The sequence below is a fragment of the Anabaena sp. UHCC 0451 genome (assembly GCF_034931405.1).
Classification (GTDB): domain Bacteria; phylum Cyanobacteriota; class Cyanobacteriia; order Cyanobacteriales; family Nostocaceae; genus RDYJ01.
In genome coordinates this window covers 116,864-132,914 of sequence record NZ_JAYGHA010000009.1, presented here as the reverse complement: position 1 = coordinate 132,914, position 16,051 = coordinate 116,864, and the positions used below count along the sequence as shown (strand labels likewise).

The following is a 16,051-nucleotide window of genomic DNA, read 5'->3' as shown; positions in this document are numbered from 1 at the left end:
GAATCAGGACACCCTTTGGGAAGTCAAAAGTCAAAAGTCAAAAGTCAAAAGCAAGAAATTGGAATAAGTGTTTAAAGTGGGAAGTTGGATTTTAGGATTTACAGGATGTTAGTTTGCGGTAGAGATTTTTGATTTTCACTTTTTTTATGATTATTTACGTCAAGACTTGACAAGATGCGACAATTGGTTTACACTAATGTTAGGAGTGGAAATCTGTCCGCGCATATATAGTAATTTTTTCAACTATCAACAAAGATCCCCGACTTCTTTTATCGGTAATCTTGTATCAAAATAAATTATCCTAGAAGTCGGGGATCTAAATCCTGTAAATCCTAAAATCCTGGACATCCTGATTCAGACAATATGTGGACACCTAACACCCCACTACAGAACGGACAGTATATCATTAAAAGAGCGATCGGTGGCGGTGGCTTTGGTGAAACCTATCTCGCAGAAGATACAGAAGAAAACAGGTTGGTTGTGATTAAAACCCTCAACCGGGAACAACGAGAAAAACCAGACTTTGCGGAAATACAAAAGAGGTTTAGAAAAGAAGCCTTAGATTTATCAAAATGCTATCATCCCCATATTGTCCAAGTTTACGACAATTTTCCCGAAGATGGACTTTGGGCTATTGTCATGGAACACATTGACGGTGATGATTTAGCAGCTTATGTGGAAAACTACACTGCTGAAAATGGTTACTTGTCAGAAACCGAAGCTTTGCGCTACATTGACCAAATCGGACAAGCTTTAGAATGTGTTCATGAACGGAAACTTTTACACCGAGATGTGAAACCCAATAATATTTTGTTGCGACGGGAAAGCAATGAAGCAGTATTAATTGATTTTGGGTTAGCGCGGGAATTTCAACCTGGTAAAATCAGAAGCATGACAGCGACGAAAACGGAAGGTTATGCACCCATAGAACAATATGAACGGCGTGGAGATTTTGGTTATTATACAGATGTTTATGCTTTAGCAGCGACATTATATAGTTTATTAACGAATAGAGTTCCCATTCCTGCTAATTATCGCGCTGAGGAAGATGTCAAGTTATCACCACCGCAAAAATTTAATCAACAGATTAGCGACAAGGTAAATGCTGCTATTCTCAAAGGCATGGAGTTAGAACCTGTAAACCGTCCCCAAACTGTGCGGGAGTTTCGGGAAATATTGGGTTTAGTGGTTAAACCTATTGTGAATATTCCCACACCACCACTTGTTAATTTTAATATTCAACAACCTATTAATAATGTAGAGACGTTCCATGGAACGTCTCTACACACACCACGAATAAACCAGGAGGTACAATTAAAATCATCCTGTGGAATGGACTATGGGAAATTGCGTGAGTTACTCGCACAAGGGAAATGGAAGGAAGCAGATGAGGAAACAAGACGAGTAATGTTAGCAGTTGCAAAACGGGAAAAAGAAGGTTGGTTAGATGTTAACAGTATTGATAATTTTCCCTGTGAAGACCTTCGCACTATTGACCAGTTGTGGGTAAAATACAGTGATGGTAAATTTGGGTTTTCTGTACAAAAACGCATTTATCAAGGTTTAGGTGGAACGAGAGAACATAACAGAGAAATTATGGATAAGTTCGGGGAAAAGGTAGGATGGTTCAGTGACGGTGGCTGGTGGGAGTACGAATATCTAACTTTTGATGTAAAAGCACCAGAAGGCCACCTCCCTAACTGCAATCATGATACTCCTCCACGACGAGCTGCTCAACAACGTTTTCTCGCGTCGAGACTTGTAAAGTGTAACATTTAAAGGTAACAGAAAAATATTAAGTCTGAATCAGGATATCCAGGATTTAAGGATTTACAGGATGTTAGTTTGCATTTAAATATCCCCGACTTCTGCGATAGTTAATGTGATAAATGAGAAGATTGTTAAAAGTTGTCGGGTATCTGAAATTCTCAATTGTCTGAATCAGGACACCCTTCGGGAAGTCAAAAGTCAAAAGTCAAAAGTCAAAAGTCAAAAACAAGAAATTAATTGTTTTTCATCTTTCCTTTAGTTGTGACAATTGACTTAGCAATAATTCTCATCAACTGTTCACATTCATCAACCATATCTGCTATTTTTCACTAGGGACAATTTCCGATTTCACTAACAACTTTAACCAATACTTTGTTTCTCTTGCTTCCTTGAGTGCTATTGATTGTTTACTAACAAAATCCTTAAAAATCTTGAAATTTTGACTTTTGACTTTTGACTTTTGACTTCCCGAAGGGTGTCCTGGTTGTTTATCCAGATAAGAACATAACTTTGTAATTCTGACAGCAAATTCAAAAGTTCTTTCATTTATTGGTGCATAATTCATGATCATCAAAAGTTAAAACCTTTAATGAATAATACATCAATTATGTTTGACTTTTGACTTCCCGCAGGGCGTTGTGCTAAAATAAAATCTGTGAAAAATCACATTATCAAAACTATGATCCTACAAACATGGCAACAATCTCATTCTCAAGAATTGCAAAAAATTACTGAGACATTAGCAAAAATTACCCAACTTCCAGCAGAAGCAGTTAAACCTCATCTTGATGCAATGCTAGAACAATTAGTTAAAACTACAGAACTTCCATTTTATCAAAAAGTCTCCGATGAAGAATGGATTCAAGCACTAAATCAATGGAGTTCTAGCCATAATCCAAATATACCACTTTTATCAGATTATGCTGTCAGTCGAGGAGGTATTTATGAAGACGAGGAAATTTAGTGACATATTTAATTGACACAAATATTATTTTGAGAATAGCACAACCGAATCATCCAATGTGTGCAGAATCTTTAAATGCACTCGCTAGACTACGAAGACAAAAAGAAAATTGTTATTTAACACATCAAAATTTAGTAGAATTTTGGCGTAGTGCTACCCGTCCTATAGAAAGAAATGGTTTGGGAATGAGTATAATTGAAGCAGAAGCAGAACTACAAAAATTAGAAAACCTCTTTCCCGTATTACCAGATATACCAGAAATTTACCAGCATTGGAAACAGATTGTAATTGAGTATGGTGTGATGGGTGTCAATGTTCATGATGCAAGATTAGTAGCAGTTATGCTTGCTCATAAAATAACTCACATTCTCACTTTTAATATTAGTGACTTTAAACGCTATGGGAATAAAATTACTCCGGTACATCCAAATACCTTGTTAATCTGATTTATAGAGATATCATACAATATTGCAAATCCACATCCTGTAAATCCTCAAATCCTGGACATCCTGATATGGCTATGCCACGCTTCGCTATCAGACAAATTACTTGTTACGATATAATAATATAATCAATTCCCATCAGGAGTAAAAGCTATGACTATGAAAGAACTGATTCAAGCAGAAATTGACAAAATACCAGAACAAGAACTAAATAACCTTTATCAATGGATAAAAGAATTTAGTGGTAAAATAAATAATATGAAACATTCAGAAATATTGGAAACTTCAGAAAAACATCTTTCTAATTCCTATCCTTACCATGATTTAGATTATCTTGGTGGAACATGGACAAAAGAAGATGAAACTGAATTTTTACTTAATACTCAACAATTTAATGAAATTGATCAAAAGTTATGGCAATAAAATCAATCTTACTAGATACTAATGCTTATACTGCTTTTAAACGTAATCAAAATGAAGCAGTTACAATAATTGCAAATGTAGATATTATTGCCATCAATTCTATCATCCTTGGAGAATTACTAGGAGGTTTTGCATTAGGAAATAAACCAGAAATTAATCGTTATGAATTAGATAAATTTATGCAATCTCCTAGAGTCAAAATATTTCCGGTAGATGAAAAAACATCAGAATATTATGCTCTCATTTATTCTCAATTGAGAAAAAAAGGAAACCCTATACCTACTAATGATATTTGGATTGCATCTACAGCAATTCAACATGATTTAATTTTATTTACCTATGATAGTGATTTTGAAAATATAGAAAATTTAAAATTAGGTAGCTGTTTAGCAGATTTTATTTAGGAATCATAATTTATCATCATACTTTAAAACCACATTCTGTAAATCCTCAAATCCTGGACATCGTGATTCTGACAAATAAAAATCTGTAGTACAATACAAGTTAAATCATGTACTAAACACAAAAATCCACATCCTGAAAATCCTTATTAATTATGACCATTGCTGAACAAATTTACACACTTGTGAAAACTCTTCCCCAAAATCAAGCTCAAGAAATTCTGAATTTTGCTGAATTTATTCATAGTAAACACTTAAACACTAACCAAATTATCAATGATTCTGCAAATCTTTCTTGGAAAGAACTGGTTTATTCACTTGCGGGAAGTTGGAAAGACGACTTTCCTAGTTTAGAAGAAATTAGAAATGAAGCAGGAGAAGATATTTTGCGGGAGAGTCTCTAAATGTATGTTTTGGATACCAACACCCTGATTTATTATTTTAAAGGTCAAGGACAAGTTGCTCAAAACTTTGCTAAAATACCTGCTCAGGAAATTATTATTCCTACAATTGTTCTCTTTGAATTACAAGTGGGAATTGCTAAGTCTATTTCACCAGCAAAACGAACTCAACAACTACAACAAATTTTAAACCGAGTTAACTTAGTTTCTTTTGATAAAGATGCTGCTTTTTCTGCTGCGACAATTCGCGCTGATTTAGAACAAAAAGGAACTCCCATCGGTTCAATAGATGTTTTAATTGCAGGAATAGCTGTAGCACTTCAAGCAACTCTTGTTACTCATAATGTTAATTAATTTTCCAGAGTTTCAGGACTTTCTCTTGTGGACTGGTTTTGATAATATATACAGGTTAAATCATGTAATCAACACAAAAATTCACATCCTGTAAATCCTTAAATCCTGGATATCCTGATTCTGACAATTAAATAAACCATTCACTCAAACTACTTGTCTATCTCAGATTTTAACCATGTTTCCAAATCCTTAATATCTGTAAAATCTAATAATGCTTCTCCTAGCTTTTCCAATTGTTCTATGTTCAGACTGTTGATATTTTCGATGTAAATATCTTTCAATTTTCCAAATCTTTTCGATAACTGACGTATCAATAAAATCATCTCACCATTCTGCCTACCTTCTTCTCTACCTTCCTGTCTACCTTCCTGCTTTGCTTCTTGATATACCCTTGTTTGCTTAATATCACTCACTAAAAACATTGCTTCTATCTCCTGACGGCTTAATTGTGAAAACTTGGACAATAAAACAGTCTCCAACAATTCTATAATACCTTGTTTTTCTCTGTCATTCTCAACTTCTGTTTTAGTTCTTGCCATGAGGGTTTTAACTAATTCCGGTGCTTGTGCTTCCTTACTGACAATCAACTCAATTAACCCCATACCAATTGAACCCGGTGGTAATTCATCTAAATAAATTCGTTTAATTCTCCCACTATTAATCAATTCCTGTTGATAAGCAGTCAATTCTCCTACATCTAAACTCCGTTTCGCAAATAAAGCTACCCCTTGCCAATCTTGTACAGGTTTAAATTGATTGAGATAAATGTTGATTTCTGCGATTAATTCCCAGTAAAAATCTGGTTTTGGTTGAAATTGCACTTCTACAAAATAAATGGGTTTTTCTACACTATCTGCTATAAAAATTCCATCAAATCGAAATGCTTTTTCCTTCACTTCCACAGATGTAAACTTATAATCTCTGGCGTTTTCTGTAGGTTCACCCAGGATTTCAAATAATAGAGTGTGGAAAGTAAGGAAAATTTGGTAAAATATCGTGTCTGTGTGCATTATTCCTGATATTTAAATTTCTTAATTACTTGTTTGTCTGGTGATTTTAACCATGTTTCCCAGTTCTACATCCACTATGATTGCATCTTCATCTTGAGATACAAGATAACCTCTTGGTATTTTGGTTATGAGGACAAATTTTATTTTCTTATTTCCCTGCTTCTGAGATTTATTTGGGAAATTATGATCTTGATAAATGAAAACCTTATATATATGGGCGCACACTTTCCCACTAATAGCATTAGCATACCCGAAAATCGGAACACTGTCAAGCACCCTAGCTGAAATCACCAAAACTCGTTAAATTATTGACAATTCCCTCCTGCCCTCAAAGGATTATGGGAAACTTTCCCACGCTTGGGCAACCACCTGACTCAACCAGCGTCGTTGTTGTAAATTTAACATGGGATCATCCTCTAACACCTGGGCTGTTAAATCTTCCAAAGATTGACCTTGGGCGCGAACAAGCTTAACCACACCGGCAATCACCGCAGCTACCAGTTCTTCATCAACTGGCTGTTGTCGGAGTTCAGCAATTTCTTGGGGACTGTCTGGGATAGGATAATTCATGGCATAAGTTCACAAAAGTTCCAACATGAATAATAAATTTAACCAACTATTAAAATTTCTTAATTAAATCTTCAAACAACTGATAGGGCGGAGTCTAACGTACTTTCCGCCTTGCTTAAATCATTCTTAGTGAGTAAATCAACGGGAGATATCAGCAGAATATGAAAGAGATTCTTTACTTAGAAGTTCCTACGACCGATAGTGGTGCTGTGTGCAACTGGCTACAAAGAGATTTTGAGCCTGGGTATGGAGAAAAATTGCTGACCGCAGCAGGGTTTCGTTTGAGAAATCCAGGTGTGTCTGACAAGGAAAGTTTGCCAGACGACCTTTCTGTATTTGTGTGGTCTGTACAGCGTACTACTTACCTGAAAGTGTTCCGGTGGGGAAATAAACCTTTTGCGAATGAGGGTCAAATTCTACAACGTCTAACTACAGGCATCCGCAACCGCTTTCCTCATCAGTATCCCGAACCACCAAAGATTGATGCTCAAAAATCAATTTTTGCAGAGCTAGAAGCTGATTATCCCCTAACTGTCAAGTATTTTCAGAAAATGCCCAATGGGGAATATGACCTCAAGCGTGCTTACTGGTGGGAACAACGTTGGCGTGAAGGGGTGAAAAATCCCCAGCAACCCCGTCAGGTGGTATTTTATGAAACCCACAGAGAACAAACAACAAACAACAGCTACGACCTAATTTACATTGGTGGGGCTTTAGGCTCAATTCATGCCGCAGTCATGGCCAAATTGGGTTATAAAGTCCTGCTGGTCGAAAGATTGCCCTTTGGACGCATGAACCGGGAATGGAATATTTCTCGTGATGAAATTCAAATTTTGATAAATTTGGGTTTACTCACATCTGCTGAGTTAGAAAGCATTATTGCCAGAGAGTATAAAGATGGTTTTAATAAGTTTTTTGATGCGAATAATCCCCCTTACCTGAAAGCGCCAATTCTGCACACACCAACGGTGCTAAATATCGCTTTAGATTCAGATAAATTATTGCAATTATGCGGAGAAAAACTCAAAGCTGCTGGTGGTGATATCTGGGATGAGACAGAGTTTATCCAAGCAGATATAAGCAATACACAAGTTACTATTACTGTCAAGCGTTTATCTACTGAAAATGAGCAACAAGTCAGTGGCAGATTACTGATAGATGCAATGGGTACTGCTTCTCCGATTGCTTGGCAATTAAATGGCGGTAGAGCCTTTGATAGTGTTTGTCCGACGGTGGGAGCAGTAATTGATCAAGGGTTTGCGCCTGGTGTTTGGGATACTCAGTATGGAGATGTTCTCTACAGTCACGGAGATAGTTCTAGAGGTAGACAGTTGATTTGGGAGTTATTTCCTGGGGTTGGGGAAGAACTAACAATTTATTTATTTCATTACCATGAGGTGAATAGTAAAAATCCTGGTTCTTTGTTGGAGATGTATGAAGACTTTTTCACAATTTTGCCAGAGTATCGACGCTGCGATATGGACAAGCTGGTGTGGAAAAAACCGACCTTTGGCTATATTCCCGGACATTTTAGTGTGAGTAGTAGCGATCGCACCATTGCCTTTGATAGATTAATTACCATTGGGGATGCTGCCTCTCTGCAATCTCCCCTTGTTTTTACTGGTTTTGGTTCTCTCGTTCGTAACCTAGAACGTTTAACCAATCTCTTAAATACTGCCCTGAAACACGACCTGTTGAGCTTCCAACACTTAAATAAAATTCGTGCCTATCAAAGTAACGTTTCCGTGACATGGCTATTTTCTAAAGGGATGATGATCCCCACAGGGAAATTTATCCCACCCCAACGGGTTAATGCCATGCTCAATACCTTCTTTGGCTTATTAGCAGACGAACCTCCAGAAGTAGCAGATAATTTCATTAAAGATCGCTGCGATTGGTTAACTTTTAACCGATTAGCCCTCAAAGCAGCGAGAAAAAATCCCGCCTTATTAATCTGGATTTGGCAACTAGCTGGATTCAGGGATTTAGTCAGGTGGTTAGGTAATTACTTCAACTTTGGTTGTCATGCCTTAGTCAGTGCTTTACTAGGTAAATGGTTTCCCCAATTCCTCAAATCCAACCAAACTTGGCTAGAAACCCGCTATCCAGGATTGTGGTTAAACTTGTTAGTGACCAATTATGCCATTTCCACAGGTAAGCCACGATTACGCGACCAAGTAGTTAACCGCAAGCCAAAAACACTAACTCAAACTAGTCATTAGTCCCTAAGATTCTTGACCATTGACTTTTGATTGATGACCATTGGTACGGAAAGTTGGTAGTTCTACGGATGCTAATGATTTCCGTCCCTTGGGTGGACGTTGGGGATAAATTAACGGTGAAGGTGATTTTTGATCAAGGTGATATTCACCTAATGGTTCTGAAATCAAATGATTAATTGGTAAATCTGTTGGTGTCAACTGCGAGGATTCTAACCAATAATCATTAGTTTCGGAATTGTTTGCATATTTTTCTAGAGCAGAGTCATTGATGGGTGATTCATGACTTGCTGAGAGTGTCAACTCTGCTGGTTGGGAAACGTAGCCAGTAGTGGGCGGATGACTTTCCCCTAACAACTGCTGTTCTGTGAACGTTTCTGGTATTTCATTGTTCTCCAGATTTGATGCTAAAGTTTCCCACATTAGCCCCTCATCAGCATTAGCGTTTGTATCATTAACAGTAGGTGGAGTTGATGAAACCGACTGGGAAGCAAAAAACATCTCGATCAGATTTTCCAATTGCCGATCTAAATTTGATACCCCAGGAGAGTAAACATCTGCTGATGGATTTGCAGATTCATCAACTTCTAATAGATGACTTGGCTGTGTGGGAGTGGGGGTATCATCCACATCTAAAAAATTTTCAGCAGATTCAGAAATGGAAGTAGAGGAATCTTGTTTGTCAGCGGATAGAGTTGAGGACTCCATCGAGAAATTATCTAAATGTTGACGTAACCCACTACAAGTATCAGTAGGGACATCTGCTTCTGCTGACCAAGGCTTAATGGGCTGTGCATTGGGAAACAAAGACCGGGCTTTTCTGGAAAATCTTGTATGTCCACCAGTAACATCATAGGGATGATGGGCAGTATCTTCTAGAATGTCGTAGTTGGGGACTGGGGTATCTAGACATTTTTCCAGTGCTGATTTAAATTGTAAAGTCTGACGTTGTTGACGTATGAGCCTAGTACGCAATTCCCGACAAGTATTATCCGAGTGTAATAACTGTTGGGATTGTTCACTATAGTTAGTTTGCAGCAGCGTACATTCCCGTTCTAATTGGGCTATTCGTTGTTGGCTAAGTTGTAACTGTGCTTTATGGGTGTCAATGAACATTTCCTGACTTTGAACAGTTTGGACCGCAGTTTCTAACTGCTCGAAAAGAGACTGTATTTGCTGTTGAGCGGCTGTGAGTTCCTGAGTTTGTTGATTCAGCATTGAGTCAGTAACACTGGAGCGTTTTTTTTGCCACTGTAAAATCTTTTCTGCTTCAGCTAATTCTTGTTTGAGCTTTTCTACTTCGGTATACAAATCACTGTTAGCTGTTTGTAACTCTTCATTCAATTTCAGCAACTTTTGAAATTCTGAATCTACATGAGCTTGCTGATCACTGTCAGGTTCTGCAATCCAATCTTTTTGGGTATGATCTTTCAAATTGTCTACAACTGCGGATTCACCCGGCTGTTGACTTAGCTCGTCGTAGACATCAGCTGCTGGGTTCAGGAGTGGTAAATTAGTTACGGCCATATTTTCATCGTGCAGAACTGAGTAAAAGGGACAACTCGCCTGCGCTGATGGAGGCGAATTTTTAAAATTTAAGGGTTCAATCACAGTGCCGTTGTTTGAGGTGTCAGCTATATCCATCACTCTTGACCCACCTGCTTAAAAATATTTAGCAATGCTCTTGACAGTCTTGTTGAGCAACTGTATTCAATTGGGAGGTAATCAGGATTTCCTCTCGAAGCCAAGTTTAACTCTCTTTCAGCATGACTGGCTAGTACCGCTTTGCGAAAGTCAAAAGTCAAAATTAAGACAGAATAGACTTTTCGGAGATTGAAAACGGTTCATTCACTTACGCCGCAGTGTACTAGTACAAAAAGGCAGCTAGTCTGGAAGTGACAGCTAGAAAGCTTTAAAAACATCAGAATCTAATTTTTTTTGCTTCTATGCCTCTAATTGTTAGTTGTGAGATTCTTGTGCATCCACCTTATGATGTAGTATTTTTGCTCGTCTGGGGTAGAGGGTGTGAACCTACTTGACGTTTGTTTGTTAAAAGTTATCTCAGGTTGCTCAAAAATATTATGATACCTAAGCCATCCACTCAGCTACTACAATTTGGTAGAGAACATTTGCAGTTAAAGTATTAAATTTGACAATAAGAGGCAGAAAGCAGAAGTTCTTTAACTTACCTTTGGGGGTTAAAGTCCCCTGCTTCTACAAGCAGCGGTTTTGCGTCGGGGTAAAATCCCCGTTGCAAAACGTAATTCTAAATTCTAAATTCTAAATTCTAAATTCTGCATTCTTTCAATTTGACCTTCCCCGTCACCAATTTACGGTAGCCAGTGGGGATGAAAACCAACTAAAGGAAGTTGTTCTGGACTGATTTCCACCTCTGGTTGGTCAGTGATAGGTAAAAGAGGCATCAACCACAAACTACTAGTAGCAATCGGCTCGCCATCATCAGTTTTTAAGGTGTTGCTTGGTAATGCTTTTGTGGTGCTTGCGACTGGTACTACTTGGTCAAACAATATAGCCAAACCGTCGGGTGCTAAACTCATTTGCACATTGCGTTGAGCAGGGGGTAACATCAACAGTGGTTTTTGTTCTTGGGTTTTGAGGTTAATAGCTACTAAATAAGGCTGTTCTACATATTGTTCTTGTGAGACTAACTGTGTTAGCAAGCAATAGAGGGTGGGTGAGGCTGGATCAAAATTGCAACCGAGAATTGAACCGGTTGTTTTTAATAATTGTTTCTGTACACCTTGGTTAGTGACTAGAAATAAATCTCGCGTGTAGTCCGTATTAAATTTGACCATTGCTGCCTGTGAACCATCTTTAGAGAAAGCCTGAACCAAGCCAAATTGCGGTAGAAAATCTAGGGGTTTACTGGTATCTCCTTGGAGTGATAAAATCGCTGTTCCTTGTCCTTGGGCAACTGCTACGGCTTTACTATCTGGTGTGATCAGAAAGTCTCCTCCGGGTTGGCTTTCTAAGCGTGTTGGGGTAGGTTTTTCTCCCGAACTATCCCTAGTTGTGGACAAATGCCACAGCCCAAAGTCTCCTGGATTATCTCTTTTTCCTCTTTGGGCAACAATTGTTTCTCCATCAGGAGATAGATCAAATTTGAGGTTTTGATAGTCTTTATTATCTAAAATTAGGTCAAGTTTGCCTGGTGGCTCTGGTTGTTCACCAGCATTACTAGTTATGCCTGTAGTGACTGTATATATTTGGGCTGAGAGCAAGTCTGGATTTTTGGAGGAGCGAGCAGAGAATAATATTTTATCTCCTTCTGGAAATGGCTCGAAGTCCATCACAATTAGGTCTTTGGGGGTAAGGATTTTTTTTTGTTCTTGGGTTAAGTTGTAGAGAACCAATTTCCCTTGTTCTTCTGTATTAGCTCCTATGTAAATTAAGGCCCGATTGCGTGTGGAGAAGCTACCTGTAAAGGCTTGAATTAGCCTGTTTTTTCCTTGTGTTTGGGAAAATTTATCTCTAGCTCCTTGCAACATGACCTTATAATTTGTGCCATAGGGTGCTGGTGTTAGCAGTGTGTAAACCATTCTTCGTCCCGCCCAGCTAATTTTACCTGCCAGAGGGGGATCGAGTTTTAAATTATCCTCTACGCTTTTGGTGTCCATTGGACGACTAAAGGTGAGGGTAAAGGCTGTGTCTTCAGCGCCGATCTGTTGATTTTCCCAGTTAAAATTGCGGACAATGGGCTTGACTGCATCACCTTGCAAGATCATAAACCCAATCATCAGACTCAAGACAAGCATTAGGGCGATCGCTACACGGTCTAGTGGTTGGATAGATTTATAGGATTTTGTCATTGGTCATTGGTTATTTGTAATTACTACCCAGTCCCCAGTCACCTAATAACTATATGGATTTTTGGGTTGGGGAATTTTTTTGAGGGAAGTAGCTTTAATAGTTAGTCGGCGTTTATCGGCAATGTTTTCTGTGATCATATTTCCTTCGACTTCTAGCCAGGTATCTGGTGGGTACTGATCGCGGTTATCTGGAAGTTGAACAGGTAATCCTGCGGGATAGGCATCTGCGGCACAACAAGTAATCACAAATCGCGCTAATATCAGATGCTCTTTATCTAGTTCTGGGGGATGGATGACAAATCCCTGGACTTTGACTTTTTGCCCTGTATAAGCGTCAGGTTCTGGATAAACGTTAAGTGTGCGTACCCAATCTATCAGCGATCGCTCCTCTGGGCGCACGGTAGCGCGAAATGCTTGGGGCTGGGCGCGTGTTGCTCCCAACAATTCAGTTACACCTCGCTCCAGTGCTGTTTGAGAAGTAAAGACTTGAGGGGTAATTATAAATCCTAAAATTGTTGTGATTAACAGCAAAGAACTACTCCAACCAGGAGGAAATAGATTTATATGCTGCTGGTTATTGGGTACTTCATACCGACGACGTTGTTTCCAAAGTTGTAGTCCTTTAGCAAAACCAATTATTAGCAAACCAATAGCACCCAAAATTACTAACCAAAAGAAATCTGGGTGAATCAATAAATTCAGCTTGCCTGTGAGCCAGTATTTCAGCATTAAAATGCCCCAAGCTGTAATGGCTAAGACATCTAGCCAAGGGAGTAATATAGTTGCTTTTTTGGGTTTGGGATTTGGAATTGAATTCATTATTTATTCAGTCATTATGTCAGTTGTCAGAGATAACTGAGAATTTACAAAAATTACATGACGTGCAGGTTCAAAATTAAGGTAAATAAAAATGTCAATTGTCCGGCTAAAGCAAATAGATAAAATAGAGCTTTAGGTTTAAAAATTGATAACATCAAGCCGACACCTTTGATGTCAATCATCGGACCAAATACTAGAAATGCTAACAAAGAACCACTGGTAAAGGCTGAAGCGAAAGATAGGGCAAAGAAAGCATCGACAGTGGAACAGATTGATACTACTGCGGCTAGTACCAACATGGCAAGAATTGAGCTAATTGGACCAGCACCTAAGCTGAGGATAAGTTCACGGGGGGCTAATACTTGAACTGCCGCTGCAATAGCACTTCCTACTACCATTACTCCCCCTAACTCTCGTAATTCTTGGATGATATTATCCAATACTAGACGGAGTTTGTCTGCAAGAGGTTTATTTTGGTTAGAAGTTGTGATATTTGTCTGGGTTAAATTTCCACCTATCCTTGTGGATATACCTGCTTTACCACCAAGAATATAAGTTCCTGATTGTAAAAGAGTATTTACAGATGCTTCTTCTTCTACCTGGTCACGTCTTCCCTTGCGTTTAGGTTCTGCTTTAGCAGGGGGATTAAATTTCAGATAACGAGTGATCTCAGGTTGTAAAAAAGGACTTAGGTCTTGTTGAAAACTAAAAACAAAACCAATAATAGTCGCGATCGCCAAGGACAACACAAATCTTAACACTACTATTTCTGGTTGATCTCGAAATGCTGTCCAAGTTGCCCAAATCACAATTGGGTTAATTGTTGGTGCTGCTAGTAAAAAGCCAATTGCAACTGGTGTAGGTACTCCCTGCATCAATAACCGCCGTGCCACTGGCACGTTACCACACTCACATACGGGAAACAAAAAACCAATCATACTGCCAAATAAAGCCCCCAGTAGGGGATTTTTGGGCATTATTGTTACCAATTTGCGCTCATCGATAAAAAATAACAGCACACTGGAAAATAAAACCCCCAGCAGCAAAAAAGGCATTGCCTCGACTAGCAGACTCAGAAATAGGGTGAAACCATTGTTCAGTTGATTTATCATCATGTCGCAGTCAAAAGCGGTTTTGAATTTTAGGGTTATGCCTAGTCATTTTATCCAAATGCAGATCAAATGGGGATCAAAAGCAAAGCGGGAAAAGTAAATATCATTATCCCTCAGATGAACTGAATCTCACAGATCAAGAGGTGGACTAGTTGAATCTCTCACCTGTAGGATGATAAGTTACTTCACTTTCTGCTTTTTTTCCAACAGTATTTACATTTCTTTCAATATTTGGGGATCACTCTTGGTTACTTTTATCCTGGATTTTTCTGGCTTCTGTTTTTACCTAATACTGACCTGGGTTGCTTTTTGACTACAAAAATCCTCAAACTGCAAGTCTATTGTCGGTAAATCACTGTCGTGATCTGTTAAGACTAGGTATAGGCTATGGGAAAAAGAAATTATCATAAGTAAGTCGGCTTGAAAAAACCGAGGTATGTTACAAAATGTAAAATTCCTCAAAGTTTCTTCCCTCTTGCATGAGTGCCTCTTGCCTCTTGCCTTGCCTCAACGATAAATCTCAACGCCTACCAACTTATGACACTGTAAGTATATAGATCGTATTTCTCGGTAACGACCACGCACAAAATTTTAGTCATTTTCATGCTGGAAATTTCGGAAGTATTTATACTTAAAATGCCACTTAAGTAACCCAGTTTTTCGCATTTGAATATTTAAGTAATGATACTGTTTTTAATCTTAAAAGTTCCATAGATTAAGGAAATCATGAATATTTTTTGTAGGGATTAAACCGACCGCATATTCTCGGATTACATTTTAGAAATAATTCAAGATAATAAGTTGAATTGCAAATAGCCAACTCATCAAAAAATTTACTAATTTATAAGCTGGGAAAATTTAATGAAAATAAAAAGTGCATTTATCTGGGTGAGCTTACTTTGCAGTGCGGTTTTAGCTACTATTGACTCCGCTAAAGCTGCAAGTTTTGTAAGCAATGTGAGCCAAAATACAAATCCCAAGGCTGATATAAACTTGCTATCCATTATCCAAAATGGAACGACAATCAACAGCTTTTCTTACGTCAATAAAGCTGACATCGATACCACCCTCCAAAACAAAAAGAATGGACCGGCAAGTACAGATAGAGGTGATAATGCCACTTCTCCATTTGCACCAGCAGAACTTCCCTCAAATGAAGCCATAGCTAAATTTTTAGGTAACAACAATCTCAACAACATTATTGATACTGAAGACGATGGTTCTTTTGTGATTGATGTTTTCTTTGATAACGAGATTGTCCAAGATAACTCAGGACTAGATAACCTCTTCTTTTGGGAACGAGGGATGAATAGTGATTTGGGTATTCAAGCCCTAGATATTGCTGGAAATGTCATAGGTAAGTTCAAAAAAATTACAGAGATACGAAATTCCAATAACTATGCTGGCTTCCAAATTGACACCAAAGAAATTGGGGGAAGTCAAAAAGTTGGTTCTTGGGGAGTCAGTCTCCAAGAGTTGGAAGTTGAGAAATTAAGTGGTTTGAGATTAACATCTCAAGCAGACTATAAAGGACCTGATTTTAAGGTGATTGCTAGAAATGGTGGCAACAAAACCGAAATACCTGAACCAACAACTATACTTGGCTTAGGTGCTGTAGCTGGAATGGCTTTCCTCAGCCGTCGGCAGAAAATGTTGAAAAATTCATAACATTGAATTACTAACATCATGTATAACAATATAGAGACGTTAAATGAAACGTCTCTTTTATAGGGAT

General features: G+C 38.2%; 16 protein-coding genes. 9 read left to right on the top strand and 7 right to left on the bottom strand.

All coding sequences use genetic code 11. The features are described from left to right. Positions 1 to 363 precede the first annotated feature (363 nt). The gene (locus tag VB694_RS08555) at positions 364 to 1,779 is read left to right on the top strand and encodes a serine/threonine-protein kinase (RefSeq protein ID WP_323359885.1); all 1,416 of its coding nucleotides are present in this window, start codon (positions 364 to 366) and stop codon (positions 1,777 to 1,779) included. A gap of 310 nt (positions 1,780 to 2,089) precedes the next feature. Here the strand turns inward: VB694_RS08555 and VB694_RS08550 are convergent, their stop codons facing one another. Beyond that, a complete protein-coding gene (locus VB694_RS08550) occupies positions 2,090 to 2,335 on the bottom strand; it encodes a four helix bundle protein (protein ID WP_323359884.1) in 246 nt (81 codons plus the stop codon). 90 nt (positions 2,336 to 2,425) lie between these two features. Here VB694_RS08550 and VB694_RS08545 point away from each other — a divergent pair, with 90 nt between their 5' ends. The 6 genes from VB694_RS08545 (at position 2,426) to VB694_RS08520 (ending at position 4,756) form a co-directional block, all read left to right on the top strand. Then, positions 2,426 to 2,734, top strand: a complete 309-nt coding sequence (locus VB694_RS08545; protein WP_323359883.1) for a hypothetical protein — start codon at positions 2,426 to 2,428, stop codon at positions 2,732 to 2,734. Further along, positions 2,734 to 3,180, top strand: coding sequence for a type II toxin-antitoxin system VapC family toxin (locus VB694_RS08540; RefSeq protein WP_323359882.1), 447 nt, complete (start codon positions 2,734 to 2,736; stop codon positions 3,178 to 3,180). The genes VB694_RS08545 and VB694_RS08540 overlap by 1 nt, the downstream gene beginning before the upstream one ends. A gap of 150 nt (positions 3,181 to 3,330) precedes the next feature. Then, the gene (locus tag VB694_RS08535; RefSeq protein WP_323359881.1) at positions 3,331 to 3,600 is read left to right on the top strand and encodes a hypothetical protein; all 270 of its coding nucleotides are present in this window, start codon (positions 3,331 to 3,333) and stop codon (positions 3,598 to 3,600) included. Beyond that, positions 3,591 to 4,004, top strand: a complete 414-nt coding sequence (locus tag VB694_RS08530; RefSeq protein WP_323359880.1) for a type II toxin-antitoxin system VapC family toxin — start codon at positions 3,591 to 3,593, stop codon at positions 4,002 to 4,004. The genes VB694_RS08535 and VB694_RS08530 overlap by 10 nt, the downstream gene beginning before the upstream one ends. A gap of 152 nt (positions 4,005 to 4,156) precedes the next feature. Continuing rightward, a complete protein-coding gene (locus tag VB694_RS08525; protein WP_323359879.1) occupies positions 4,157 to 4,405 on the top strand; it encodes a DUF2281 domain-containing protein in 249 nt (82 codons plus the stop codon). Next, positions 4,406 to 4,756 (top strand): type II toxin-antitoxin system VapC family toxin, encoded by a 351-nt coding sequence (locus tag VB694_RS08520; protein ID WP_323359878.1) that lies wholly within the window; start codon positions 4,406 to 4,408, stop codon positions 4,754 to 4,756. It begins immediately after the preceding gene. A 149-nt stretch (positions 4,757 to 4,905) separates the two neighbouring features. Here the strand turns inward: VB694_RS08520 and VB694_RS08515 are convergent, their stop codons facing one another. Together VB694_RS08515 and VB694_RS08510 are read right to left on the bottom strand one after the other, a co-directional pair. Next, positions 4,906 to 5,766 carry an Rpn family recombination-promoting nuclease/putative transposase gene (locus VB694_RS08515; protein ID WP_323359877.1) on the bottom strand — a complete coding sequence of 287 codons (861 nt, stop codon included), beginning with the start codon at positions 5,764 to 5,766 and terminating at the stop codon, positions 4,906 to 4,908. 336 nt (positions 5,767 to 6,102) lie between these two features. Next, positions 6,103 to 6,336 carry a hypothetical protein gene (locus tag VB694_RS08510; protein WP_323359876.1) on the bottom strand — a complete coding sequence of 78 codons (234 nt, stop codon included), beginning with the start codon at positions 6,334 to 6,336 and terminating at the stop codon, positions 6,103 to 6,105. 161 nt (positions 6,337 to 6,497) lie between these two features. On the opposite strand from VB694_RS08510, the gene VB694_RS08505 reads away from it, so the two are divergent. Then, positions 6,498 to 8,558 (top strand): flavin-dependent dehydrogenase, encoded by a 2,061-nt coding sequence (locus VB694_RS08505; protein ID WP_323359875.1) that lies wholly within the window; start codon positions 6,498 to 6,500, stop codon positions 8,556 to 8,558. A 3-nt stretch (positions 8,559 to 8,561) separates the two neighbouring features. Here the strand turns inward: VB694_RS08505 and VB694_RS08500 are convergent, their stop codons facing one another. The 4 genes from VB694_RS08500 to VB694_RS08485 form a co-directional block, all read right to left on the bottom strand. Then, positions 8,562 to 10,199, bottom strand: coding sequence for a hypothetical protein (locus VB694_RS08500; RefSeq protein WP_323359874.1), 1,638 nt, complete (start codon positions 10,197 to 10,199; stop codon positions 8,562 to 8,564). Between the two features lie 686 nt (positions 10,200 to 10,885). After that, positions 10,886 to 12,385, bottom strand: a complete 1,500-nt coding sequence (locus VB694_RS08495; protein ID WP_323359873.1) for an Ig-like domain-containing protein — start codon at positions 12,383 to 12,385, stop codon at positions 10,886 to 10,888. 42 nt (positions 12,386 to 12,427) lie between these two features. Then, on the bottom strand, positions 12,428 to 13,204 hold the full coding sequence (locus VB694_RS08490) for a TIGR03943 family putative permease subunit (protein WP_323359872.1): 777 nt from the start codon (positions 13,202 to 13,204) through the stop codon (positions 12,428 to 12,430). Between the two features lie 53 nt (positions 13,205 to 13,257). After that, entirely contained in the window at positions 13,258 to 14,316 is a 1,059-nt protein-coding gene (locus VB694_RS08485; protein ID WP_323359910.1) for a permease, read from the bottom strand. Positions 14,317 to 15,177: 861 nt separating this feature from the next. On the opposite strand from VB694_RS08485, the gene VB694_RS08480 reads away from it, so the two are divergent. After that, positions 15,178 to 15,984, top strand: coding sequence for an exosortase-dependent surface protein XDP2 (locus VB694_RS08480; RefSeq protein ID WP_323359871.1), 807 nt, complete (start codon positions 15,178 to 15,180; stop codon positions 15,982 to 15,984). The last annotated feature ends 67 nt before the right edge of the window (positions 15,985 to 16,051 follow it).

What these genes read in the sequence shown, in the direction of transcription:
- VB694_RS08495 (WP_323359873.1), bottom strand. Translation starts at nt 12,385, where the DNA reads ATGACAAAATCCTATAAATCTATCCAACCACTAGACCGTGTAGCGATC.
- VB694_RS08480 (WP_323359871.1), top strand. Translation starts at nt 15,178, where the DNA reads ATGAAAATAAAAAGTGCATTTATCTGGGTGAGCTTACTTTGCAGTGCG.
- VB694_RS08510 (WP_323359876.1), bottom strand. Translation starts at nt 6,336, where the DNA reads ATGAATTATCCTATCCCAGACAGTCCCCAAGAAATTGCTGAACTCCGA.
- VB694_RS08520 (WP_323359878.1), top strand. Translation starts at nt 4,406, where the DNA reads ATGTATGTTTTGGATACCAACACCCTGATTTATTATTTTAAAGGTCAA.
- VB694_RS08525 (WP_323359879.1), top strand. Translation starts at nt 4,157, where the DNA reads ATGACCATTGCTGAACAAATTTACACACTTGTGAAAACTCTTCCCCAA.
- VB694_RS08535 (WP_323359881.1), top strand. Translation starts at nt 3,331, where the DNA reads ATGACTATGAAAGAACTGATTCAAGCAGAAATTGACAAAATACCAGAA.
- VB694_RS08555 (WP_323359885.1), top strand. Translation starts at nt 364, where the DNA reads ATGTGGACACCTAACACCCCACTACAGAACGGACAGTATATCATTAAA.
- VB694_RS08515 (WP_323359877.1), bottom strand. Translation starts at nt 5,766, where the DNA reads ATGCACACAGACACGATATTTTACCAAATTTTCCTTACTTTCCACACT.
- VB694_RS08550 (WP_323359884.1), bottom strand. Translation starts at nt 2,335, where the DNA reads ATGAATTATGCACCAATAAATGAAAGAACTTTTGAATTTGCTGTCAGA.
- VB694_RS08485 (WP_323359910.1), bottom strand. Translation starts at nt 14,316, where the DNA reads ATGATAAATCAACTGAACAATGGTTTCACCCTATTTCTGAGTCTGCTA.
- VB694_RS08490 (WP_323359872.1), bottom strand. Translation starts at nt 13,204, where the DNA reads ATGAATTCAATTCCAAATCCCAAACCCAAAAAAGCAACTATATTACTC.
- VB694_RS08505 (WP_323359875.1), top strand. Translation starts at nt 6,498, where the DNA reads ATGAAAGAGATTCTTTACTTAGAAGTTCCTACGACCGATAGTGGTGCT.
- VB694_RS08530 (WP_323359880.1), top strand. Translation starts at nt 3,591, where the DNA reads ATGGCAATAAAATCAATCTTACTAGATACTAATGCTTATACTGCTTTT.
- VB694_RS08500 (WP_323359874.1), bottom strand. Translation starts at nt 10,199, where the DNA reads ATGGATATAGCTGACACCTCAAACAACGGCACTGTGATTGAACCCTTA.